Origin of the sequence: Streptomyces shenzhenensis, from assembly GCF_021462265.1 — a bacterium.
In the GTDB taxonomy this organism is placed as follows: domain Bacteria; phylum Actinomycetota; class Actinomycetes; order Streptomycetales; family Streptomycetaceae; genus Streptomyces; species Streptomyces shenzhenensis.
Genome location: NZ_JAJONF010000081.1, coordinates 1 through 21,646, shown reverse-complemented (window position 1 = coordinate 21,646; position 21,646 = coordinate 1). Strand labels below are relative to the sequence as shown.

General features: G+C 69.5%; 19 protein-coding genes and 2 pseudogenes. 15 read left to right on the top strand and 6 right to left on the bottom strand.

Annotation, left to right across the window (positions count from 1 at the left end):
• Positions 1 to 614: 614 nt before the first annotated feature.
• The gene (locus LQ326_RS45085; protein ID WP_234545005.1) at positions 615 to 2,021 is read left to right on the top strand and encodes an MFS transporter; all 1,407 of its coding nucleotides are present in this window, start codon (positions 615 to 617) and stop codon (positions 2,019 to 2,021) included.
• 52 nt (positions 2,022 to 2,073) lie between these two features.
• Here LQ326_RS45085 and LQ326_RS45080 read toward each other — a convergent pair whose 3' ends face one another.
• Complete coding sequence (locus tag LQ326_RS45080) at positions 2,074 to 2,949, bottom strand: phosphatase PAP2 family protein (protein WP_234544996.1); 876 nt, start codon at positions 2,947 to 2,949, stop codon at positions 2,074 to 2,076.
• Between the two features lie 314 nt (positions 2,950 to 3,263).
• On the opposite strand from LQ326_RS45080, the gene pstS reads away from it, so the two are divergent.
• The 5 genes and pseudogenes from pstS to LQ326_RS45055 all read left to right on the top strand — a co-directional run bounded on the left by pstS (position 3,264) and on the right by LQ326_RS45055 (position 9,115).
• Positions 3,264 to 4,394 (top strand): phosphate ABC transporter substrate-binding protein PstS, encoded by a 1,131-nt coding sequence (gene pstS, locus LQ326_RS45075; RefSeq protein WP_234544994.1) that lies wholly within the window; start codon positions 3,264 to 3,266, stop codon positions 4,392 to 4,394.
• A gap of 115 nt (positions 4,395 to 4,509) precedes the next feature.
• Positions 4,510 to 5,508: pseudogene (gene pstC / locus LQ326_RS49025) on the top strand (phosphate ABC transporter permease subunit PstC); the annotation flags it as partial.
• Positions 5,497 to 6,522: a phosphate ABC transporter permease PstA gene (gene pstA, locus LQ326_RS49020; RefSeq protein ID WP_372497131.1), complete on the top strand. Its 1,026-nt coding sequence runs from the start codon at positions 5,497 to 5,499 to the stop codon at positions 6,520 to 6,522. The pseudogene pstC and the gene pstA, both read left to right, overlap by 12 nt.
• A 40-nt stretch (positions 6,523 to 6,562) precedes the next feature.
• Positions 6,563 to 7,012, top strand: a complete 450-nt coding sequence (locus tag LQ326_RS45060) for a winged helix-turn-helix domain-containing protein (protein WP_234544992.1) — start codon at positions 6,563 to 6,565, stop codon at positions 7,010 to 7,012.
• A gap of 645 nt (positions 7,013 to 7,657) precedes the next feature.
• Positions 7,658 to 9,115: an MFS transporter gene (locus LQ326_RS45055; RefSeq protein ID WP_234544990.1), complete on the top strand. Its 1,458-nt coding sequence runs from the start codon at positions 7,658 to 7,660 to the stop codon at positions 9,113 to 9,115.
• 306 nt (positions 9,116 to 9,421) lie between these two features.
• Here LQ326_RS45055 and LQ326_RS45050 read toward each other — a convergent pair whose 3' ends face one another.
• A complete protein-coding gene (locus LQ326_RS45050) occupies positions 9,422 to 9,880 on the bottom strand; it encodes a hypothetical protein (protein ID WP_234544988.1) in 459 nt (152 codons plus the stop codon).
• 184 nt (positions 9,881 to 10,064) lie between these two features.
• Here LQ326_RS45050 and LQ326_RS45045 point away from each other — a divergent pair.
• The 4 genes and pseudogenes from LQ326_RS45045 to LQ326_RS45030 all read left to right on the top strand — a co-directional run.
• A pseudogene (locus LQ326_RS45045) lies at positions 10,065 to 10,952 on the top strand (IS701 family transposase); the annotation flags it as partial.
• Positions 10,953 to 11,489: 537 nt separating this feature from the next.
• Positions 11,490 to 11,828 carry an ArsR/SmtB family transcription factor gene (locus tag LQ326_RS45040; RefSeq protein WP_234544986.1) on the top strand — a complete coding sequence of 113 codons (339 nt, stop codon included), beginning with the start codon at positions 11,490 to 11,492 and terminating at the stop codon, positions 11,826 to 11,828.
• Positions 11,825 to 12,874 (top strand): permease, encoded by a 1,050-nt coding sequence (locus tag LQ326_RS45035; protein WP_234544978.1) that lies wholly within the window; start codon positions 11,825 to 11,827, stop codon positions 12,872 to 12,874. The genes LQ326_RS45040 and LQ326_RS45035 overlap by 4 nt, the downstream gene beginning before the upstream one ends.
• Before the next feature lie 53 nt (positions 12,875 to 12,927).
• Complete coding sequence (locus LQ326_RS45030) at positions 12,928 to 13,173, top strand: thioredoxin family protein (protein WP_234544975.1); 246 nt, start codon at positions 12,928 to 12,930, stop codon at positions 13,171 to 13,173.
• Between the two features lie 1,236 nt (positions 13,174 to 14,409).
• On the opposite strand, the gene trxA is transcribed toward LQ326_RS45030, so the two are convergent.
• From trxA to LQ326_RS45015, 3 genes are read right to left on the bottom strand one after another with little or no spacing between them, the layout of a single operon-like run.
• Positions 14,410 to 14,733, bottom strand: a complete 324-nt coding sequence (gene trxA / locus LQ326_RS45025) for a thioredoxin (protein WP_234544974.1) — start codon at positions 14,731 to 14,733, stop codon at positions 14,410 to 14,412.
• A 48-nt stretch (positions 14,734 to 14,781) separates the two neighbouring features.
• Positions 14,782 to 15,795, bottom strand: a complete 1,014-nt coding sequence (gene trxB, locus LQ326_RS45020) for a thioredoxin-disulfide reductase (RefSeq protein ID WP_234544967.1) — start codon at positions 15,793 to 15,795, stop codon at positions 14,782 to 14,784.
• The gene (locus LQ326_RS45015; protein ID WP_234544966.1) at positions 15,792 to 16,205 is read right to left on the bottom strand and encodes an arsenate reductase ArsC; all 414 of its coding nucleotides are present in this window, start codon (positions 16,203 to 16,205) and stop codon (positions 15,792 to 15,794) included. The genes trxB and LQ326_RS45015 overlap by 4 nt, the downstream gene beginning before the upstream one ends.
• 94 nt (positions 16,206 to 16,299) lie before the next feature.
• Here LQ326_RS45015 and LQ326_RS45010 point away from each other — a divergent pair, with 94 nt between their 5' ends.
• The 4 genes from LQ326_RS45010 to LQ326_RS44995 are packed head-to-tail and all read left to right on the top strand — an operon-like array spanning position 16,300 to position 19,035.
• Positions 16,300 to 16,608 (top strand): ArsR/SmtB family transcription factor, encoded by a 309-nt coding sequence (locus LQ326_RS45010; RefSeq protein ID WP_234544957.1) that lies wholly within the window; start codon positions 16,300 to 16,302, stop codon positions 16,606 to 16,608.
• On the top strand, positions 16,605 to 17,717 hold the full coding sequence (gene arsB / locus LQ326_RS45005) for an ACR3 family arsenite efflux transporter (RefSeq protein ID WP_234544950.1): 1,113 nt from the start codon (positions 16,605 to 16,607) through the stop codon (positions 17,715 to 17,717). The genes LQ326_RS45010 and arsB overlap by 4 nt, the downstream gene beginning before the upstream one ends.
• Entirely contained in the window at positions 17,717 to 17,968 is a 252-nt protein-coding gene (locus tag LQ326_RS45000; RefSeq protein WP_234544948.1) for a DUF2180 family protein, read from the top strand. Before arsB ends, LQ326_RS45000 begins: the two co-directional genes overlap by 1 nt.
• Positions 17,965 to 19,035, top strand: a complete 1,071-nt coding sequence (locus LQ326_RS44995; protein WP_234545004.1) for an ArsO family NAD(P)H-dependent flavin-containing monooxygenase — start codon at positions 17,965 to 17,967, stop codon at positions 19,033 to 19,035. Before LQ326_RS45000 ends, LQ326_RS44995 begins: the two co-directional genes overlap by 4 nt.
• 74 nt (positions 19,036 to 19,109) lie before the next feature.
• Here LQ326_RS44995 and LQ326_RS44990 read toward each other — a convergent pair whose 3' ends face one another.
• Positions 19,110 to 20,600: a SulP family inorganic anion transporter gene (locus LQ326_RS44990; protein WP_234544946.1), complete on the bottom strand. Its 1,491-nt coding sequence runs from the start codon at positions 20,598 to 20,600 to the stop codon at positions 19,110 to 19,112.
• A 415-nt stretch (positions 20,601 to 21,015) separates the two neighbouring features.
• Here LQ326_RS44990 and LQ326_RS44985 point away from each other — a divergent pair, with 415 nt between their 5' ends.
• The gene (locus LQ326_RS44985) at positions 21,016 to 21,426 is read left to right on the top strand and encodes a MerR family transcriptional regulator (RefSeq protein WP_234544945.1); all 411 of its coding nucleotides are present in this window, start codon (positions 21,016 to 21,018) and stop codon (positions 21,424 to 21,426) included.
• Positions 21,427 to 21,646 lie beyond the last annotated feature (220 nt).

Sequence of the window (21,646 nt, the reverse complement as noted above, 5' to 3'; positions counted from 1 at the left end):
TGCCCTCGCCGCCCTCCATGACAGTGAGCGCGAGGCCATCGCGAATGCCCTGCCCGCCCTCTTCCAGCTTGCCGAACACCTCGGAGAGCCGGCCGAGGGCGCGGACCTGGAGTGACCGCGGCCGCGGCCTGACGGGAGACTGGTCGTCCGCGGCCCATGATGCCTGCCTTGGGGGAGGGGGATGGCTGTCGGGCGTCGTGCTTGTCAGGGCGGACGTGGCGAGGTCGTCGTTGCAGTCGATGGGCGGACCGTCGGTGCAGGTGGCTGCCCTTCGGCGGCGTCGGATTTTCGAGGGGGAGACCACCGGAGTCCTCGTCGGCGGGCTGCCCCTGAGGAGCTGTCGCTGATCGGCGGACCGACTTTCCTTTCGGTCGCTGTCCGCCCTCGGCCGGCTTCTGCGAGACATGTCGTCGGCTCCGGTCGTGAGGCATTCCGTCCCTGCAGGTACGCTCAGTCTTTTCCCGCCGGTCACAGAATATTTCTGTTGCCGATGTAACCTTTGGGGGTCGGAGCGGCGCACCACCTGCCCGCCGCGGTCGGGACGCCGAGGAGGATCTGTGAGCGGGCATGCCACGCGGACGACGGGGGAGAAGGCCCAAGTCGGGTGGTCGGCGGTGCTGGTGCGGGAGCGCCCCCGTCCGAAGGCGATCCGTAACCGTCCCGACGCCTGGTGGTTCGCGGTGGCCACGGTGTGTTTCGGCGCGTTCATGGGGCAGCTCGACGCCAGTATCGTCACGCTCACCTACCACAGCCTTCGGGTGCAGTTCGACGCTCCGCTGGCAGGTGTGGAGTGGGTCTCGCTGGCGTACCTGCTGACGCTGGTGGCGCTGCTGGTGCCGGTCGGGCGGCTGGCCGACGCGCGCGGACGCAAGCTCTTCTACCTCTACGGGTTCGTGGCCTTCACCGCTGCTTCGGCGGCCTGCGGGCTGGCTCCGTCGCTGGGTGCTCTGATCGGTTTCCGGGTGGTGCAGGCGGTCGGTGCGGCGATGCTCCAGGCGAACAGCGTGGCTCTGGTGGCCACGAGCGCGCCGCCGGAGAGGATGCGTACGGCGCTCGGGGTGCAGGCCGCGGCCCAGGCGCTCGGGCTGGCGCTCGGGCCCACGGTGGGCGCGGCACTGGTGGCCACCGTGGGCTGGCGGTGGGTGTTCGGCATCAACGTGCCGATAGGCGTGGTCGCCCTGGTGGCCGGCCACTTCCTGCTGCCGCGTACCCGCAGCCGCAACCCGGTGTCCGAGTTCGACTGGTGGGGGCTCGCATGGCTGGCGATCGCGACGACGTCGCTGCTGCTGGGCGTGTCCGCGGCATCAGGCCTGCCCTTGCCGCCGTGGGCGGTGGCCGGGCTGTTCGCCGCGGCCGTGGCGGCGGGACTCGCGTTCGTCCTGCGGCAGCGCCGGGCACGGGTGCCGCTGCTCGATCTGGGACTGTTGCGCCTTCCAGCCGTCTCACCTGGACTGATCGGCGCGCTCTGCGGCTACCTGGTTCTCTTCGGCCCGCTGGTGCTGGTGCCGATCGTGCTGGTGCGCGCGGGCTGCTCGGAGGTTCTGACCGGCTTGGTGGTCAGCGCGCTGCCGGCCGGATTCGCCCTGGCCGCCACCGGTGCGGAACGGCTGCTGCCGCGCTCGGTCACCGATCGCGGCCGGTGCTTGCTGGGCGCGGTCATCGCCGTCGGTGTGCTGGTGTCCATGGCGCTGGTGCCCGTGGCTGCCGGAGGCACGGCGCTGCTCTTGGCGCTGCTCGGCGTGGGCCTGGGCCTGTTCACTCCGGCGAACAACACCTTGATCATGCGTGCGTTCCCGGTGGCCGCCGCCGGTACAGGCGGCGGCCTGGTGAACATGACGAGGAGCCTGGGTACGGCGCTGGGTGTCGCGCTGGTCACTTTGGCCCTGCATCTCGCTCCGGCCGGGAGTGTGGCACCGGCGGCCCACAGCGCGGCGAGGGTGCTGCTGATCGCTGCCGGGGTGATGCTGCTGGCGGCCTGGCTCAGCCCGCGGCGGACCGCGAAGGGCACCGACGCCGAGTAGCCCCCTTGGGTGCCGCTCCGCCTTCGACCTGGCCCGGTCGTGTCCGCGCTGCTCAGCCGGACCGCTCGGGCCGAGGCGACCGGCCGGTCTGTGGATGGTTCTGGCGAGGCACCAGAACATCGGGAGTCACCGCCTCCGTGTCCGGGATATTCGCTCCCCGCCTGTCCGTACGCCGGCGTGGGGACAGCGCGTCGGCGACACGTAGCACGGGCTGGGCAAGTGCACGGCCGATTCCCATCACCAGGACCCCGGCAACGGTATCCATCAGGTAGTGGTTGGCGGTGCCCAGCACCACCAGGACGGTCACCACCGGGTAGATCGCCCCGAGGACGCGCACCGGCCGGCGTCGTCCGAAGCGGACGAGCATGAGTCCGCACCACAGCGCCCAGCCGACATGCAGACTCGGCATGGCCGCGTACTGGTTGGTGAGAGACCCCATGCCGCGCGGAGCGCTCGCGGCGGCACCCCACCAGCCGTAGGAGCCGTACTGCGCCATGGTGTCGACGAATGCGTAACCGCCGGGCATCAGTCGTGGCGGGGCGGTGGGCAGCAAGGTGAAGCCGACCAGGCCGATCAGGGTGGAGATGAGCAGCCAGGTCCGGGCTGTTCGATAGTGCGTCGGATGGCGCCACCACAGCCACACCAGGATGGCGGGCGTCACCAGGTAGTGCAGCGAGGCGTATGCGAAGTCGGCGGGTACCCCGAGGAAGGCGTGCCTCGTCAGGAGCCGGTTGAACCAGTGCTCGGGGTCCAGGTGCACCAGTTGTTCGTAGCGCAGGATGTCGGCCCCGTGCCTCATGGCGTCGCCCGCGTTGCCGCCGACGAGGAGGCGAACGCCGGAGTAGAGGGCGTAGACGACGGCTATGAGCGGTAGTTCGGTCCGCCGGCGAAGGCGATCGTGGTGCGTCGCGGCGGCGGTGCTCGTCATCCTGGTGCGTCTCCGGGTTCTCCGACGGCCGCGGGCCGACGGTCGTGGCGTGTGTCGCTCTCTTCCGTCTCGTTTCCCGGTCCTCACCGAGAGTGATACGGACGCCGAACAAGTGGCTGTGCGAACATGTCGCGGCCCAAATATATCGGTGTCCGAATAGATTTGCCGCCGATGCACGGCCCGTTCACCTGTGTTCGCCTTGTGTTTCACCGCACGCTCCTAACTTCGCCGGTGCCTGCGCTTGACAGGCTCACGAATCCGGCAGCGGGACCTGCCCCCAGGGGAACCGGTTTGCCCAGGAAAGGACAATTGCGGTGAAGCTCCAGCGGTTTGCGCTTGCGGCGGGTGTCGGTCTGCTCGCGACGGCCACGCTCTCTGCGTGCGGGAATGACAACAACGACGCGGGCTCGTCGGCCTCGTCCAGCGCGAGCGGGGCGTCGTCCTCGTCGGCATCCGGCGTTTCGTGCGGTTCGGGCACGCTGACGCTGGCTGGCTCCAGCGCGCAGGCCAACGCGATATCGAAGTGGACCAAGGACTACCAGGGCGCCTGCTCCGGGGCGACGGTCAACTACAACCCCAGTGGCTCCGGCGCGGGTGTGACCGCGTTCGAACAGAAGCAGGTCGACTTCGCCGGTTCCGACTTCCCCCTGACGGCGGACGACCAGCCCAAGGCCGACGCGCGGTGCGGCAGCGGCAACAAGGCGATCAACATTCCGCTCGTGCCTGGCGCGATCGCCGTGATGTACAACGTCTCCGGCGTCAGTGCTCCGCTGAACCTGTCGGCGCAGACGCTCGCGAAGATCTTCAACGGGAAGATCACGACCTGGAACGATGCGGCGATCAAGAAGGACAACCCGGGCGTGAAGCTGCCGGGTACGAAGATCACCACGTTCCACCGGGCGGACAAGTCCGGTACCTCGTACAACTTCTCCAACTACCTGAACCAGACCGACCCGGCCGACTTCCCCGCCAAGGCGAACAAGCAGTGGCCGGGCAGCGGGGGCCAGGGCCAGAACGGCAGCTCCGGCGTCGCTCAGGCGGTCAAGACCACCGCGGGCGGCATCGGCTACGCCGAGATCTCCTACGCCAAGGCCAACAGCCTGCCCACGGCGAAGGTGGGCAACGCGAAGGGGCAGTTCGTCGAAGCCACCACGGCGAACGCGTCCGCGTTCATCGCCAAGGCCAAGACCCAGCAGAGCGGTGCCGACCTGCAACTGGCCTTCGACTACGGCTACTCCGACCCCAGCGCCTACCCCGCGGTCCTCGTGACGTACGAGATCGCGTGCGCCAAGGGCAACTCCTCCTCGCAACTGCCCCTTATCAAGGGCTTTTTGAGCTACGGCGCCGGGGACACCGCGCAGGGCGAACTGCCGGACGCCGGCTACGTCCAGCTGCCCAAGAACATCCAGGCGCTGGTCCAGTCCTCGGTGAAGTCCCTGAGCTGACGATTTCCTCGACTCCGGCTGCCGCCCCACTGCCTTGGGCGGCAGCCGGGCCGGCCGGCGCGAACCTCGCCCCCACCCGCCAACGAACACCCGTACCGGCACTGACTGGAGAACTATGAGCGGCACGTCGCCGACCGCGGCCGATCCGTCCGGCGCTGGACAGGGGCGCCCCCGCCCCGCAGGGCCCTCCTCGTCCGGCCGGCCGACACGGCGCCGAGGCGTCCAGCGCGGTGACGCGGCCTTCCACGGGGCGGCGACCGGGGCGGCGGCGTTCCTGCTGGCACTGATGGGCGCGATAGCCGCCTTCCTGGTCACCCAGGCCCTGCACGCCATCACCGCCGATCAGGCGAACTTCCTCACCTCGTTCGCGTGGAGTCCCGACGAGGATCCCTCGGTGTGGGGTGTCGGACTGGTGGCCTGGGGCACCCTGGTGACCTCCCTGTTCGCACTGGTCATCGGGGCACCGGTCGCCATCGGAACCGCCCTGTTCATCACCCAGTACGCCCCCAGGCGCCTGGCCCAGGCACTCGGCTACATCGTCGACCTGCTGGCGGCCGTGCCGTCGGTGGTCTACGGCCTGTGGGGGATCATCTTCCTCGTCCCGCACATGGGCGGCGTATCCAGGCTAGTGGACGCCGTCCTGGGCTGGATCCCCATCTTCTCCTACGACGGCTCGCCCGCCCCGCGCTCGGTGTTCGCGGCCGGCATCGTGCTGGCCATCATGATCCTGCCGATCATCGCGGCCCTGTCGCGGGAGGTGTTCCTCCAGACCCCTCACGAGACTCAGGAGGCCGCCTACGCCCTGGGCGCCACCCGCTGGGAGATGATCCGGCTGGCCGTCCTGCCCCACGCGCGGTCCGGCGTGATCAGCGCCATCGTCCTCGGTTTCGGCCGGGCGCTGGGCGAGACCATCGCCGTGGCGATGGTGTTGTCGCAGACCCAGACCTTCTTCAGCCGCTTCCTCGACCCCGGCGGCAACACCATCGCCGCCAACATCGCCATCCAGTTCAAGAACGCCTTCGGCACCGGCCGCGGCGCCCTGATCGCCTCGGGCCTGGTGCTGTTCGTCATGACGCTGCTGATGAACTACCTCGCCCGCTGGATCGCCCGCCGCGGCATCGCGGCCCAGTACCGCCGCACCGACACTCCGCCACCGCACGCCGCGCCCGCCGCCGACACGGCTTCTGGTGAACTCCACGACCTGCTGGACGCTGAACCACACACCACCCAGCACCCGGAGCGCCGCCCGAGCCCCGTCCTGGTCCCGGACACGGGTACATCGATCGGACGCCGGATACGCGACCGCGCCGCCCAACTGCTGGCCGCACTCGCCTTCGTCGCGGCCGTGCTGCCGCTGGCGTCCATCCTGTGGCTGGTGATCGGCAACGGAGCCAAACGGTTCGACGGCATGTTCCTGAACAACTCCATGCGCAACATCGCCGAATCCGACCCGGGCGGCGGCGCCTACCACGCCATCCTCGGCACCCTGGAACAGGCCGGCATCGCCACCCTGATCGCCGTACCCCTCGGCCTCTTCGTCGCCATCTACCTCGTCGAATACGGTCGCGGCGCTCTCGCCCGGATGGTCACCTTCACCGTGGACGTGATGATGGGCCTGCCCTCGATCGTCGCCGGCCTGTTCATCCTCTCCCTGTGGATCCTGACCTTCGGCTTCCAGGACTCCGGCTTCGCCGGCTCCCTCGCCCTGGTGATCCTCATGCTCCCCATGGTCATCCGCTCCTGCGAGGAGATGCTCAAACTCGTCCCCGACTCGCTGCGCGAAGCCGCCTATGCCCTGGGAGCGCCCCGCCGGCGGACGATCATGCGCGTGGTCGTACCCACCGCACTGCCCGGCATGGTCACCGGCATCATGCTCGGCATCGCCCGTGTCATGGGCGAGACCGCCCCCGTCCTGCTCGTCGTCGGCTTCACCTCCTCCATCAACTTCAGCCCCTTCAGCGGTGCCCAGGGATCGCTCCCCGCGTTCATCTACAACGAGGCCACACAGCCCTACGCCCCCGCCGTCGACCGGGCCTGGGCCGGCGCGCTGACCCTCATCCTGATCATCATGCTGCTCAACCTCGCCGCCCGCCTGATCGCCTGGTGGAAGAGACCCGGTCGCGCCTGAGACCGCGCCCACTTCCCGCCCAACCGAACAGGAGGCTCGCATGGCACCGACCGGCAGCGGCCCCGACGCCCCCACAGACCACGGCCCCTACGTCGTCGTCCCTCCCAGCACGCAGGGGCGGCTGCGCCTGCTGACCGTCGGGTCTGTGGAACTCGACCTCGACGGCAGGCAACTGCGCATCGCCGGCGAGGTCATGCACATCCCGCTCAAGGAATTCCTGCTGCTGGCGACGCTCATGGACAACGCGGGACGCGTCCTGACCCGCCGCCAGCTCCTGGACACCTGCTGGGCACCCGGACACCCCGACGGCACCAAGACCCTCGAAGTCCACATCAAACGCGTACGCGAACACCTCGCCGCCGCCGACCCCGCCCTGCGGACCCGACTTCGCACCGTCCGGGGCCTGGGCTACGTGTTCGACGTCAGCCCAAGCCGCTCGCTCACGCCGCCCGCCACCGGCACACGCAGCCCCGGCCCGGACCTCGCTTGAGCCGACGACCCAGGGTGCGTACGAGCTGACCGCCCGCGCAGGGCGTCGCGTTCGGTGAGGGCGAGCATCGTGCCCGGCGCGAGGGCCGGCACCGGTGATGCGGCCGCCGTAGTGGTGGAAGACCACGTCGCAGGCATCAGCAGGCCGATGGCGGGGGGCGGGCCAGGTCCTCCGCCGGAACGGCGACCGCTCTCGCCCTTCGGCGGCGGAGCGGCTCGTGTGCGGTCAGTGAGCGGGACAGCCGGCGGCCCGGCCATGTCCATCGGACTCGACCGCGTCCCGCTGCGGATTCACTGGCTTTTGGACGTGACCGGCAGCGGGTGGTTCGGCATACGGCCGGCTGCCTCAAAGCGGCGCACTGCGGCGGCTGTTTCGCCACAAGGTGGTGGGCACGGGGACGCGGACGCGGCCGGAGCCCGGCTGCCACGAAGAGGCGAGGGCTGGACAACGCGACACGGGGATCCCTCAGAGCTGTGGGCGAAGCCGGGCGACAACCCGGAGGGCAGGGGTCGTCACCCTCCCGAAGAACCCTCGGCAGCGCTATCGCCGGCCCTCGACTCCGTCATTCGTCAGCGCGGGCGGGCTGACGAGAACGCCAGATGGCACGGTGGCAGAATATTTCGGTGACCGATATAATATTGAAGTATGGACACTCGCATAAGTCCGCACTTGTCCAAGAGGCGCTGGTCCACGCTGCTCACCGCGGAGCGGCCCCGCCCCGAAGGGGTGAGGTCACGGCCCAATGCGTGGTGGCTGGCCGTGGGCACGGTCTGCTTCGGCGCGTTCATGGGTCAGCTGGACGCCAGCATCGTGACGCTGACCTACGGCAGCCTGCGCGCCGAGTTCCACACTTCGCTGGCGGCGGTGGAGTGGGTCTCGCTGGCCTATCTGCTCACCCTGGTGGCACTGCTGGTGCCCGTCGGCCGGCTGTCGGACGCGCACGGTCGCAAGCTCCTGTATCTGTACGGCTTCGCCGTCTTCACCCTGGCCTCCGCCGCCTGCGGCCTCGCCCGCTCCCTCTCCGCGCTTGTCGCGTTCCGGGTGGTGCAGGCGGCGGGAGCGGCCTTGATGCAGGCCAACAGTGTGGCGCTGGTGACGACCAGTGCGCCGCGGGAGCGGATGCGCACCGCGCTGGGGGTGCAGGCCGCCGCCCAGGCACTCGGGCTCGCGCTGGGACCTACAGTGGGCGGGATTCTGGTGTCGACGCTGGGCTGGCGCTGGGTGTTCGGCGTGAATGTGCCCATCGGGGTGATGGCGCTGGTCGGCGGACACTACTTGTTGCCGCGCACCCGGGCACGGACGCGTGTCGCCCGCTTCGACTGGGCGGGGCTCGCGCTGATGGCGGTGGCGACCACAAGCGCCCTGATGGGAGTCTCCGCGGCATCCGGTCTCGCGGTGCCGGGGTGGGGGGTGGCCGTGCTGTTCGTCGTGGCGGCCGTGGCGGGCTGGGGGTTCGTCCGGCGGCAGCGGCGGGCGCAGACGCCGCTGCTGGATCTCGCCCTGCTGAGGGTGCGGGCGGTGGCGTTCGGGCTGGTCGGGGCGCTGAGCGGGTATCTGGTCCTGTTCGGGCCGCTCGTGCTCGTGCCGGTCGTTCTCACCGCTCGGGGCACGTCCGAGCTGACCTCCGGGTTGGTGCTGACGGCACTGCCGACCGGCTTCGCGCTTGCCGCGACCGGCGGCGACCGGCTCGTGCCGCCTGGACTTGCGGACCGCATGCGGTGCATGGCGGGCGCCGCGGTCTTCATGCTCGCGCCGGCCGTCCTGCTGATCGTCCCGCTGACCGTCGCCTGGCTGGTGCCGGTACTGGCTGTGACGGGACTGGGGCTGGGGATGTTCACTCCGGCCAACAACGCCATGATCATGGGGGCGATACCGGCCCGGTCCTCAGGTACCGGCGGTGGCCTCGTCAACATGACACGCGGTCTGGGTACGGCTCTGGGCGTGGCCCTGGTGACACTCGCTCTGCACCTGGCGGGCGGCGGCGGGTCGCAGGCCGGGGCCCGGGCGGCCGCCGCCATCCTGGTGGCAGCCTCGGCGGTCGCGATCGTCTCGGCATGGTTGAGCCCCCGCACGGATTCCGCAGCGTCGCAGCCGAAGCTGTGACGCGTGACATGGAAGCATCACATGGGCGGCCCGAGGCGGGCCGCTGTGGCTGCCGTGTGGTCGGTGTCGGCTCGTGACAGGGACGGCCGGCGATCAGAGCGCGTCGCCGGAAGGGGCGGTGGGGCCGGACGGCCGGGCAGTAGCCGCTGGATGAGCAAGCCGACCGTGAGGGCGGTGGTCCCGGCGGCGAAGCGGTCCGTCCTGGCCAAACTGACCGTGCGGCCGATGCTGCGGACAGACGTCTTCGTGCGGGGTAGGACGGGGTGGGGGACGATGCGCCGGGCGCCACCGCCGGGCGAGCGGGGCTCAGGGGCGGCTGAACGCGCCGACCGTGTTCCGAACGCGGGAGCGGATGGGGGCGGCCAGCCGGGCCAGTAGGGACGCGGCCAGTGCGACGAGCAGGGCCTGGTCCAGTGGTGTCTGGGTGGCGGCCAGGAAGGTCACCAGCAGCACTGCGGTGGGAACCCGGCCGGAGTTCAGGATGCGGCGGATGTCCTGGGCCCGGGCAGCGATGAGTTTGCAGCCGATGACGGCGACCAGGGCGCCGATGACGGGCAGCGGGATGCGGGCGGCGAGCGGACCGGCGGTGGCCACGAGTGCGGCCAGTACGAGACCGGAGATGAGGCCCGCCCGGCGGCCTGCTGGCTCACCGGCACGGCGGCAGGACCACTCTTCACCTTCGCACCGGTGACCCGGACCGTCGGGCCAGGGACGGACCTTCTTCGCGGCGATGGCCCAGGAGGCGAAGACGGGCTTCCCTGCCACGGGACCCCTGTGTCCGCACCTGCGGGGTCGGCTTTGGCGGCTCGTGTACCGCGCGCTCGGCTCGTTCCACCCCACCTGATGGTCTGGCGGGGCTGTCGCCTCTGCGTGGACCCTTTCAGACGGCTGTCCTATTAGGACTCCGTTAGGTCTTCCTATCAGTGCTGATCACGAGCATGTCGGACGTGTGGACGCACATGAAGTGAACCGTGTCCGGGCCAAGTTGGCGTTGTACGTGGCTGATGTGTTCGCGTCGGTGTCGCGCAAGGATCAGCGCGCCAAGGGCGACTGATATCTGCGGGGATTGATGCTGGACGGTCGCCGTAAGTCGATCCAGGCGATGGCTGCGCGGCTGCCGGACGGCAACGAGCAGAACCTGTAGCAGTTCGTGAACCAGTCGACGTGGGATCCGGTACCGGTGCAACGGCGGATCGTTGAGCGGATGGTGCCGCTCATCCGGCCGGCGGCCTGGGTGATCGACGATGTGTCGGTGCCCGAGGACGGACAGATGTCGGTCGCCGTGGCTCCGCAGTACTGGGGAGCGTTGGGCAAACGGGCGAACTGCCAGGTCGCGGTCAGTGTCCATGCTGCGACCGACACGGCTTCCTGCCCGCTGCAGTGGCGGCTGTTCCTGCCCGGGGAATGGGCGTCGGACACCAGCCGCCGGGCCGTCACCCGTGTTCCGCCCGAGGTCACGCACCGCGTGAAGTGGCGGCTGGCTCTGGACATGCTCGACACCCTGGACAGCTGGGGCATGAAGCCGCCGGTCGTGGTGGCCGATGCGGCCTACGGCACCAACGCCCACCTGCGGACCGCGCTGTCCGAGCGTGGACTGGCCTACGTCCTGGCCATCCGCTCGGATGTCAGCGCCCACCCCTTCGAGGCACAGCCCGTGGCCCCGGCGCGCAACGGGCCCGTCGGATCCTGGCCCCGCCCGCGATACCGGCAGGCCGCACCGTCGGTGGCCGCCTTGGCCGCCAGTCTCGGGCAGAAGGCATTCACCTCTCTCACCTGGCGCAACGCCTCCCGAGGAGAGTTACGTTCCCGCTTCGCCGCCGTGAGGGTCCGCCCGGCCAGTCCCTCGAAGCCCTCCAGGGCATCCTGAGGTGCTGGACCGGCGTCTGCAGCACATGCCACCAAGCCCTGCCCGCCAGGCCGCCCATGACTCCAAGATCCAGACAGACCAACGGAGTCCTACTATTGTTCTGGCGTGGCGCACCGGTGGCGGCCTGCGGCGAATGCGTTCTGGGCTCTGGACCGGTTTCTGGGCGGCAACGGCCTCCGACTCGGTTCCAGAACGGGCTGGGGTGGCGGCCTGCTGGACAGCCCCAGCGCGGCCGACCAGCCCTCTGCCCTGGATACCGAAACCCGCAGGCGATGACACCCGCTTGGAGAATGGGGACGACGGCCCGTCGGCGTTCGTGCGCGAACTGCACCGCGGTCCGGGCCGAAGCGGGCGACTGCCTCGATGCTCGCGCCGCCGCCCGGGCAGGTGCCGCAGCCCGGGGCCGCGGCCCGGGGCCGAATGGCCCGTGAAATGGGGCCGTTCGGCGGTCCTGCCCAGGACAGGTGGCCGATTCGCCCAGTGGCTCGGCCGAGCTACGTTTCAATCATGGTTGATTCAATTCAGGTTGAGGTGAAAGGGGTGTCGCCCGCCAGGACGTCCGGCGCGGACGCGTCGGTGTCGCTGCTGCAGGTAGCGGCCGACCCGGTCCGCTGGGCGGTGCTGCAGCAGTTGGCCGCGCAGCCGTCGTGTGTGTGCAATCTGCAGGAGCATGTGCCGATCCCTGCGAACCTGCTCAGCTACCACCTCAAGGTGCTGCGGGAAGCCGGACTGGTCACCACCAGCCGCCGGGGCCGGTGGATCGACTACGCCCTGGCCTCCGATGCCCTGGAGCGCCTTCATGCCGCGCTTCCCGGGGCCCCGAACAGCCGGGAGGCGCGGCCATGAGCATCGCCGAGCGGTTGCCGGAGACGCCCCGGGGCCGGTGGCTGGCCCTGTCCGCCACGGCCGCCGTGTGGGCCGGCGCGTACTGGGTGAACGGATGGATCTGGGACCGTCTGCTCTACGACGCGGCCGGGATGGCGTCGACAGCACGGCTGACCGAGACCGTCCACTTCTTCGTGTACGACACCGTCAAGATCGGCCTGCTGCTCACCGGGATCATCTTCGTGGTCACGGTGCTGCGCTCCTACGCCAGCGTGGAACGCACCCGCGCGCTTCTCGGCGGCAGGCGCGAGGGCGTCGGCAACGTCATGGCGGCCGGGCTGGGTGTGATCACCCCGTTCTGCTCGTGCAGCGCCGTGCCCGCGTTCATCGGGTTCGTCGCCGCCGGCGTTCCGATCGGGGTGACGCTGAGCTTCCTGATCGCCAGCCCGCTGGTCAACGAGATCGCCATCGGCATGCTCTTCAGCCTCTTCGGATGGCAGATCACCGCCCTCTACATCGGTGCCGGCCTGACCGTGGCCACCGTCGCCGGCTGGACCCTGGGCCGGCTCGGCGTGCAGCGCTGGGTCGAGCCGTTCGTGTTCGAGACCAAGCTCGGCGGGCAGGCCATCGACTCCACCGCCGGCCTCACCTTCGGCGAGCGCATCCAGATGGGCGCCGAAGAGGTCGCCACCATCTTCCGCAAGATCTGGCCCTATCTGCTGGTGGGTATCGGCCTCGGCGCGGTCATCCACGGCTGGGCGCCGGAGGACTTCTTCACCACCTACGCCGGATCCGGCAACGTCTTCGGCGTCCTGATCGCCGTCGTCATCGGCATCCCGTTGTACTCCAACGCCGCCGGCATCATGCCGCTGGTCCAGGCCCTGCACGACAAGGGCCTGCCCATGGGAACCCTGCTCGCCTTCATGATGAGCGTCGTCGCCCTCTCCCTGCCCGAGATGATCTTGCTGCGCCGCGTCCTGAAACCCCGGCTGCTGGTCTCGTTCATCGCCGTCGTCGGCACCGGCATCGTCGCCGTCGGCTACCTGTTCAACGCGCTCCTCGCCTGAATCCCCAGCCCCAACCCAAGCCCGAACAGAATCCGGAACGGAAGGATCTCGTCGTGATCATCAAAGTGCTCGGCCCCGGCTGCACCAACTGCGTCACCCTCGAACGCGTCACCCGCGAGGCCGTCACGGCCCTCGGCCTCGACGCACGGATCGAGAAAGTCACCGACTACGCGGCCATCGCCGGCTACGGCGTCATGTCCACCCCTGCCCTCGTTGTCGACGAGAAGGTCCTCGTCGCCGGCCGCGTCCCCACCCCTGCCCAGGTACGCGAACTCCTCGCGTCCCCGGTCTCCTCCTGAGACGGCGACCGCAGCCCCGCCCCCTGGACGGACCGGTACAGCGACCAGGGCGGTGTAGCTGCTCCGGCGGCCGCGGGCCACCCGGGGCTGATCGTCGTACCGCCGTCGCCGAACCGTGATTCTCGACGAGAGTCTGCTCGACTGGCTTCGTTCACTTCAGGCAGCGACTTTGCCGGGTGCCGGAAAACAGCCGCACCTGCGCTCTGCCATGCCCTGCAGATGATGTGTCGTGCCCGCACGGCCATCATGCTGAACCGGGGCGGCCCTGACGTTGGAGTCCGCGTGACGTGAGAAGGCGAGGCGCGGACGCTCGGGATCCAGACCGATGCGTGGGGCACGGCCGGAGCAGTGGTCATGGCTGTCGCGGGGCTGGACTGTCCAAGTTTCGGAGGGCTGGCTGTGCTGCGGCCGCGCAGGCTTCCGAAGCCGTTCGAGGGCCTGTGTGGGTGGTACGCGCCTGGGGGCTCGGCTACGTGCTGCTGGGGCTCGGTACGGCTGTCAGGATGGGGGTGATGCTGGTTGGCAAGGAACTGGCGTGGTTGACGGCCGTGACCTACTTGGTTGTCACTCCGCTTCTCATCTGTTCGATCACGGTTGCGTACGTAGTCCAGCGGCGGGCGCGCCGCCGGGCCCCGGTTGCCTCGGCCGGGCGGCACAAGCGAAGCGGCCGTCCCCTGGGGTGGAGCGGCACTCGTGATCGCCGTCTTGCTCGCCACCCTCGACAAGCCGCAGTTGTCCGTCGCACCTGTGATCGGCACGGGACTGGCTCCGTGGTTCTTCGCACGTCACCGCTGTCGGCGGGCCGCGGTCGTGGCGGGTCTCGCGGGGGCTGTCGTGCTGTTCGTGCCGTCAGGGCTGGAACCGTGTGGCCGGCGTTGCTCACGAGCTACGTCAGTTGTTCATGAGATTGGAAGGCACCCGAACTCTGTGCCGGTGACGTTCACACGCCGCAGGCCTTCACCACCGGTCCAAGCCCGTGCTCGGCCAGCAGCCGCAGTACCACGGGTGCGATCTCATCGACCGGCTCGGAATCGAGGCTCACCACACGGATCCCGCCCCCGCCCGGTGCCGCAACAGCGCAGCGGCCAACTGGGAGCGTCCCGCGTTCTCGGTTCACACGAACAGCGCTTCGGGCAGCACGGCGGACTGCGTGTGCCTCCGCCCCGTCAGGGACCGCGGCCAGTCGGGGTGTGTGGGCAGGCCGGCGGAGGCGCCCGGAGTTCCCGCCGGGGGGGGCTAGCCGAGGTGGTCGACGAGGTCGCGTTCCAAGGCCGCCCTGGGCTTGGCGCCCACGATGGTCTGCACGACCTCACCGTTCTTGTAGACGTTCATCGTCGGGATGGACATCACGCCGTACTGGGCGGCGGTGGACGGGTTCTCGTCGATGTTGAGCTTGACGATTTCGATCTTGTCGCCGTGTTCGGCGGCAATCGCCTCCAGGGAGGGGGCGAGCTGCCGGCACGGGCCGCACCATGCGGCCCAGAAGTCGACCAGGACCGGCTTGTCGTTCTTGAGGACGTCCTGATCGAAGGAGTCGTCCGTCACGCTCTTGAGGGCCATGGCGGCCTCCTCTCATACAGCCCGTACGACTGTGGGCGCGGGCAGGGGTCAGACGGCAGCCGGATCTTTTTCCGGCTCCGTGGGCCTTTCGTGGGCGAGGGCGGCCAGGTATCGCTCGGCGTCCAGGGCGGCCTGGCAGCCGGAAGCGGCGGCGGTGATGGCCTGACGGTAAGTGTGGTCGACGACGTCGCCGGCTCCGAAGACGCCGGGGATGTTCGTCCGGGTGGAGGGGGCGTCCACCTTCAGGTAGCCCTCGTCGTCCAGGGCGAGCTGGCCCTTGAACAGTTCGGTGCGTGGATCGTGGCCGATCGCGATGAACAGGCCGGTCGCGTCGAGGTCGCGTGTCTCGTCGGTGACGACATCGCGCAGGACGACGCCGGCGAGCTTGCCGTCCTCTTCTTTGATCGCCGCGATCTCGCTGTCGAACGCGAAGGAGATCTTGTCGTCGGCGAAGGCGCGGTTCTGCATCACCTGCGAGGCTCGCAGGGTGGAGCGGCGATGGACGACGGTGACGGAGCGCGCGAAGCGGGTGAGGAAGGTCGCCTCTTCCATCGCGGTGTCGCCGCCGCCGACCACGACGATGTCGCGGTCGCGGAAGAAGAAGCCGTCGCAGGTCGCGCACCACGACACGCCCCGGCCCGACAGCTCCTCCTCCTTGGGCAGGCCGAGCTTGCGGTAGCCGGACCCGGTCGCGACGATCACCGTGCGCGCCCGGTGGACGGTGCCCGCGGTGTCGGTGACGGTCTTGACCTCCCCGGCGAGGTCGACGGCGACAACGTCGTCGTCGACCATCTCGGCACCGAACCTCTCGGCCTGGGCGCGCATGTTGAGCATGAGGTCCGGGCCGTCGATGCCCTCGGGGAAACCGGGGAAGTTCTCGACCTCGGTCGTCGTGGTCAGCGCGCCGCCGACGAAGATCGCGCCGCCGAAAACCAGCGGCTTGAGCTGGGCGCGCGCGGTGTAGAGCGCGGCGGTGTACCCGGCGGGACCCGAGCCGATGACGATGACGTTCCGCACGTCCTCAGCGGGTCCGCCCTGAGCGGGGATCGAGGGGATGCTCATGCCGTCTGCTCCGGGGCGATCTCCTTGATCAGGCCTTCGACCAGTGCCTTGATCTCGTCCCGGATCGGGCGCACGGCCTCGACGCCCTGGCCCGCCGGGTCCTCGAGCTGCCAGTCCAGGTACCGCTTGCCGGGGAAGACGGGGCAGGTGTCGCCGCAGCCCATGGTGATGCAGACGTCCGACTCCTTGACCGCGTCGACGGTGAGCATCTTCGGGACTTCGGCGGAAATGTCGATGCCGACCTCGGTCATGGCCTGAACGGCGGCCGGGTTGACGTTCGCGCCTGGGTTGGAGCCGGCGGAGCGGACCTCGACACGGTCCCCGGCCAGGTGAGTCAGCCAGGCGGCGGCCATCTGGGAACGGCCGGCGTTGTGGACACAGACGAACAGCACGGAGGGCTTGTCGGACATCAGAGATCTCTCTTGTCTCGGCAGCAAAGGCGGGGCACGGGATCACATCAGCGCCCGGTGGTGTCAGCCACCACTGATATGAAAGTATCAGTCCATGATGACGTCAGTCGACACTGACCTGATCCGGGTGCTGGCCGACCCGCTCAGGCTCCAGATCGTGACCCTCCTGGCCAAGGAGACGCTGTGCACCACCCACCTGGTGGAGGAGACCGGCGCCCGGCAGACCAACCTCTCCAACCACCTGAGAGTGCTGCGCGAGGCCGGGGTCGTCGAGACGGAGCCGTGCGGGCGGTACACGTACTACAAGGTGCGCCCGGACGTCATCGCCTCTCTCGCCGGTCAGTTCGCCGACCTGGCCGAGTCCGCTCGTAACGCCGCCGACAACAAGAGGGCCTGCCCGTGACCCGCACCGAAGCACCCACGACCACCACCGAGGAGTCCTCGGTCGTCGCGAAGCTGTCGACGCTCGACCGTTTCCTCGCCGTCTGGATCCTCGCTGCCATGGCCGTCGGCCTGGGTCTCGGCCGGCTCATCCCCGGCCTGAACGACGCCCTGGCCAAGGTCGAGATCGGCGGCATCTCCCTGCCGATCGCCGTCGGCCTGCTGATCATGATGTACCCGGTCCTGGCCAAGGTCCGCTACGACAAGCTTGACGCCGTCACCGGCGACAAGAAGCTGATGGTCTCCTCGCTGATCATCAACTGGATCGTCGGTCCCGCGGTGATGTTCGCCCTGGCGTGGATCTTTCTGCCGGACCTGCCGGAGTACCGTACAGGCCTGATCATCGTCGGTCTGGCCCGCTGCATCGCCATGGTCATCATCTGGAACGACCTGGCCTGCGGAGACCGCGAGGCCGCCGCGGTCCTCGTCGCGCTGAACTCCGTCTTCCAGGTCCTGGCGTTCGGCCTGCTGGGCTGGTTCTACCTCGACCTGCTGCCCAACTGGCTGGGCCTGGGCGACGGCCGGCACCTGGACATCTCCATGGGGAAGATCGCCCTCAACGTCGTCATCTTCCTCGGCATCCCGCTGCTGGCCGGCTTCCTCACCCGCCGCATTGGCGAGAAGAAGCTCGGCCGCGAGCAGTACGAGAGCCGCTTCCTCCCCAAGATCGGCCCCTGGGCGCTGTACGGCCTGCTCTTCACGATCGTCGTCCTCTTCGCCCTCCAGGGAAAGACGATCACCTCACAGCCGCTGGACGTGGCCCGGATCGCACTGCCCCTGCTGGTGTACTTCGCGGTGATGTGGTTCGGCGTCTTCGCCCTCGGCAAGGCCATCGGCCTGGCATACGACCGCACCGCCACGCTCGCTTTCACCGCGGCCGGCAACAACTTCGAGCTGGCGATCGCGGTCGCCATCGCCACCTTCGGCGTCACCTCCGGCCAGGCCCTGTCCGGCGTGGTCGGCCCACTCATCGAGGTGCCCGTCCTGGTCGCCCTCGTCTACGTCTCGCTGGCCTGGCGGCGCAGGTTCAGCGCCGGCCGGCAGCCTGCTCCGGTCACCCAGGAGGGCTGATGCACTGTCTGGACTGCTCCGGCCTTGGAGCGCAGGTCGCCGCGGTAGGCGTCTGCGCCCAGTGCAGAGCCGCCGTCTGCCCGGTCCACTCAGAGGTTTTCGAGCAGTTCCTGACCTACACGAAGCCGGTCTCCCGCCCGGTGGCCACCGAGCCGCCGGTGCGGCGGCTGCTGTGCGGCAACTGTGCCGCCGCTCACCGCGCTCATGCGGCGTGCTGCCCGCAGACCGCCAGCGCCATCCGCACCTCGTGACGGGGGACCGGCACACCCAGGTGGTGATCATCGGTGGCGGGCAGTCCGGGCTCGCCGCCGGCTACCATCTGCGCCGCCTGGGGGTGGACTTCGTCATCCTCGACGCCCAGTCCACGCCGGGCGGTGCCTGGCAGCACACCTGGGACTCGCTGCACCTTTTCTCCCCGGCGGGCTTCTCCTCCCTGCCCGGCAGGCTCATGCCGCCGCAGCCAGGAGAGGAGTACCCGGACGCCGAGCACGTCGTGGCGTACCTGGGCGACTACGAAAAGCGCTACGAACTGCCCGTGCAGCGTCCGGTGCGCGTGCTTGGCGTGCACCGGGAGCGCGAACTCCTGCGCGTGGAGACCGACTCCGAGTCCTGGCACGCCCGAGCCGTGATCAGCGCGACCGGCACCTGGTGGCGTCCCTTCCTCCCCGCCGTTCCCGGTCGCCGGGACTTCGAAGGGGTGCAGCTGCATACGGTGCAGTACCGGCGTCCGCAGGTTTTCGCCGGTCAGCGGGTGATCGTGGTCGGTGGCGGCAACTCGGGCGCCCAGATCGCCGCCGACCTCGCCCTGGACAGCGACGTGGACGTGACGTGGGTGACCCAGCGCCCGCCGCGCTTCCTCGCCGACGACATCGACGGCCGCGCTCTCTTCGACGTCGCCACCGCCCGCCGACGTGCCCTGGACGAAGGCCGCACCGACACCGGTGGTGTCGCCTCGCTCGGCGACATCGTCGCCGTCCCGCCTGTACGCGAGGCCCGCGACCGCGGCCTGCTCACTGCGCGGCCCATGTTCACCCGGTTCCACGCCGACGGCGTGGAGTCAGCCGACGGCCGTCGGGCAGGCGTGGACGCGGTCATTTGGTGCACCGGCTTCCGCCCGGCTCTCTCCCACCTCGCCCCGCTGAACCTGCGCGGTGCGCGCGGGCACATCCCTACCGACGGCACGCGCGCCATCGGCGAACCGCGGCTGCACCTGCTCGGCTACGGGGACTGGACCGGTCCGGCGTCGGCCACCCTGATCGGTGTGGGACGCTCGGCCAGAGACGCTGCCGGCGAGATCGCACACCTTCTGCGCGGCTAGCCGGTGCCCTGCAACGACCGCGGGCCGGCGCCCACCCCAAGGGTGGGCGCCGGCCCGACGGGGTTGTCGGTGTGTCAGTGACTGGCCGCGAGTTCACCGCTGAGCTTGCCGTGCAACTGGGCGCTTGGGTCGTTCAGGCCCGTGATCTCGACGCTCTTGCCGCGCTGGGCGTACTTGGTCTCGACTGCGTCCAGGGCCGCGACGGAGGACGCGTCCCAGATGTGCGCGGCCGACAGGTCGATGACGACCTTCTTCGGATCGCCCGCGTAGTCGAACTGGCCGACGAGGTCGTTGGAGGAGGCGAAGAACAGCTCGCCGGTGACCCGGTACACGACGCTTGTGCCGTCGGGGTCGGTGACGGCGGTGACCTCGGCGAGGTGGGCGACACGCTTGGCGAAGACGACCATGGCCGTGATCGAGCCGACGACGACGCCGATGGCGAGGTTGTGGGTGGCCACGACGGCCGCGACGGTGATGATCATGACGGTGATCTCGCCGTCGGGCATGCGCTTGAGGGTCTTGGGGGCGATGGAGTGCCAGTCGAAGGTAGCGAACGACACCATCACCATGACAGCGACCAGGGCGGCCATGGGGATGTCGGAGACGACCGGGCCGAAGACGATGCACAGCACCATCAGGAACGCGCCGGCGAGGAAGGTCGAGACGCGGGTGCGGGCGCCGGAGACCTTGACGTTGATCATCGTCTGGCCGATCATCGCACAGCCGCCCATGCCGCCGAAGAAGCCGGTCACGATGTTGGCGATGCCCTGACCGATCGACTCGCGGGTCTTGTTGGAGTGGGTGTCGGTGATGTCGTCGACGAGCTTCGCGGTCATCAGCGACTCCATCAGGCCGACCAGCGCCATCGCGAACGCGTACGGGGCGATCGTCGTCAGGGTGTCGAGGGTGAACGGCACGTCCGGCAGGCCCGGCACCGGGAGGGACGAGGGGAGCTCGCCCTTGTCACCGACGGTCGGCACCGCGATGGCCGCGCCGACGGTGATCACGGTCAGGATCACGATGGAGACCAGCGGGGCCGGGATCACGGTGGTGACCTTCGGGAAGAACACCATCAGCGCCAGGCCGCCGATGATCAGCGGATACACGGCCCAGGGCACGTTCCGCATTTCCGGCACCTGGGCCATGAAGATCAGGATCGCGAGAGAGTTGACGAAGCCGACCATCACCGAGCGGGGGATGAACCGCATCAGCTTCGCCACTCCGAGCGCACCGAGGGCGACCTGGAAGACGCCGGCGAGGATGACGGCGGCGACCAGGTAGCCGAACCCGTGCTCGCGATTGAGCGGCGCGATGACCAGGGCGACGGCACCGGTCGCAGCGGAGATCATCGCCCGGCGTCCGCCGACGATGGAGATGACCACGGCCATAGTGAATGAGGCAAACAGCCCGATTGCGGGATCGACACCGGCGATGATCGAGAACGAGATCGCCTCGGGGATCAGCGCCAGGGCGACGACCAGGCCCGCGAGGACCTCGGTGCGCCAGACTTTCGGATCGGTCAACCAGTCAGGCTTCATGCCGCGCAGGAGCGCGGCCGGGAACACTGCAGTAGCGGAAGGCAAAAGTTCGGGAACCTGTCGTGCTCGGGCACACCCCGCGCGGCAGGCCGGGGAAGTACTGGAGGAGCGGAGGGGCCGGGGCGGCACCCCGCGGACGGCTCCATCGGTACGGAGCCGGAAGATCAGAGGGGGACGGAGCAGGCCGGGGCGGCCGGGCCGGGGCTCACATCCGGGGGCTAAGCGTCACGGCGGGCAGGCGGCGGCGCCGGGCGTCATGGGCTCGCGCACGCGTCTCTCCTGCAAGAATCGGAACTTCGCCGGGGGCGGCATCGGCCCCGACACGGCAACAGTGAGACAGCAGCACGCCGCCCTCGCCGCCAGCAACTCTACCCTAACGTTAGAGTAGACGTCGGCGGGCCGCTCAGGAGGCACCACCTGACGGAAGGCCAGGCGCAGGGACGTGGACGGCAAGCACATGCAGATCGGCGAGGTCGCCGCGCGCACCGAGTTGTCCCTGCGCACCATCCGGCACTACGAGGAGACCGGTCTCGTCACCCCATCTGCCCGATCCCAAGGCGGCTTTCGCCTCTACACCAACAACGACGTCGCCCGCCTCATGGTCATCCGCCGGATGAAACCGCTCGGCTTCACCCTGGACCAGATGCGCGACCTGCTGGACGCCACCGACCGCCTCGACACCGGCGCCGACCTGGACGCCGACGAGCGCGAAGAGCTTGTGGAGCGCGTGCGCGGATACGAGCGGACCGCGGCGGAGCAGGTGGAAAAGCTGCGCGTCCAGCTTTCCCGCGCCGAGGATTTCGCCGCGACCCTGCGCGCGCGCCTGCCCGAGAGTGCATCGGCCCGCCCCTGACCGTGCCGGACGCCTGCCAGAGCGTCCTTCTCTCACAGGTCAGGTGATGGCGGTTGCTGCGGCGCTCGACGAGGACGATGTCGCGTCAGACGCCGTGATGGTCAGTCCGGCACCCGAACAACAAGCAGGTGCTGCTGAACTCGGACGTCGTCTCCAAGGGATCCCTGGAGGGGATCTACCCGGCCCTGATCATGGCCAACGGCGCCCGCGCCGAGGGCAT

Excerpts from the sequence above, each read along its gene's own strand:
- LQ326_RS45080 (WP_234544996.1), bottom strand. The coding sequence starts at position 2,949 with ATGACGAGCACCGCCGCCGCGACGCACCACGATCGCCTTCGCCGGCGG.
- LQ326_RS45060 (WP_234544992.1), top strand. The coding sequence starts at position 6,563 with ATGGCACCGACCGGCAGCGGCCCCGACGCCCCCACAGACCACGGCCCC.
- LQ326_RS45055 (WP_234544990.1), top strand. The coding sequence starts at position 7,658 with ATGGACACTCGCATAAGTCCGCACTTGTCCAAGAGGCGCTGGTCCACG.
- LQ326_RS45040 (WP_234544986.1), top strand. The coding sequence starts at position 11,490 with ATGGTTGATTCAATTCAGGTTGAGGTGAAAGGGGTGTCGCCCGCCAGG.
- LQ326_RS45035 (WP_234544978.1), top strand. The coding sequence starts at position 11,825 with ATGAGCATCGCCGAGCGGTTGCCGGAGACGCCCCGGGGCCGGTGGCTG.
- trxA (WP_234544974.1), bottom strand. The coding sequence starts at position 14,733 with ATGGCCCTCAAGAGCGTGACGGACGACTCCTTCGATCAGGACGTCCTC.
- trxB (WP_234544967.1), bottom strand. The coding sequence starts at position 15,795 with ATGAGCATCCCCTCGATCCCCGCTCAGGGCGGACCCGCTGAGGACGTG.
- LQ326_RS45015 (WP_234544966.1), bottom strand. The coding sequence starts at position 16,205 with ATGTCCGACAAGCCCTCCGTGCTGTTCGTCTGTGTCCACAACGCCGGC.
- LQ326_RS45010 (WP_234544957.1), top strand. The coding sequence starts at position 16,300 with ATGATGACGTCAGTCGACACTGACCTGATCCGGGTGCTGGCCGACCCG.
- LQ326_RS45000 (WP_234544948.1), top strand. The coding sequence starts at position 17,717 with ATGCACTGTCTGGACTGCTCCGGCCTTGGAGCGCAGGTCGCCGCGGTA.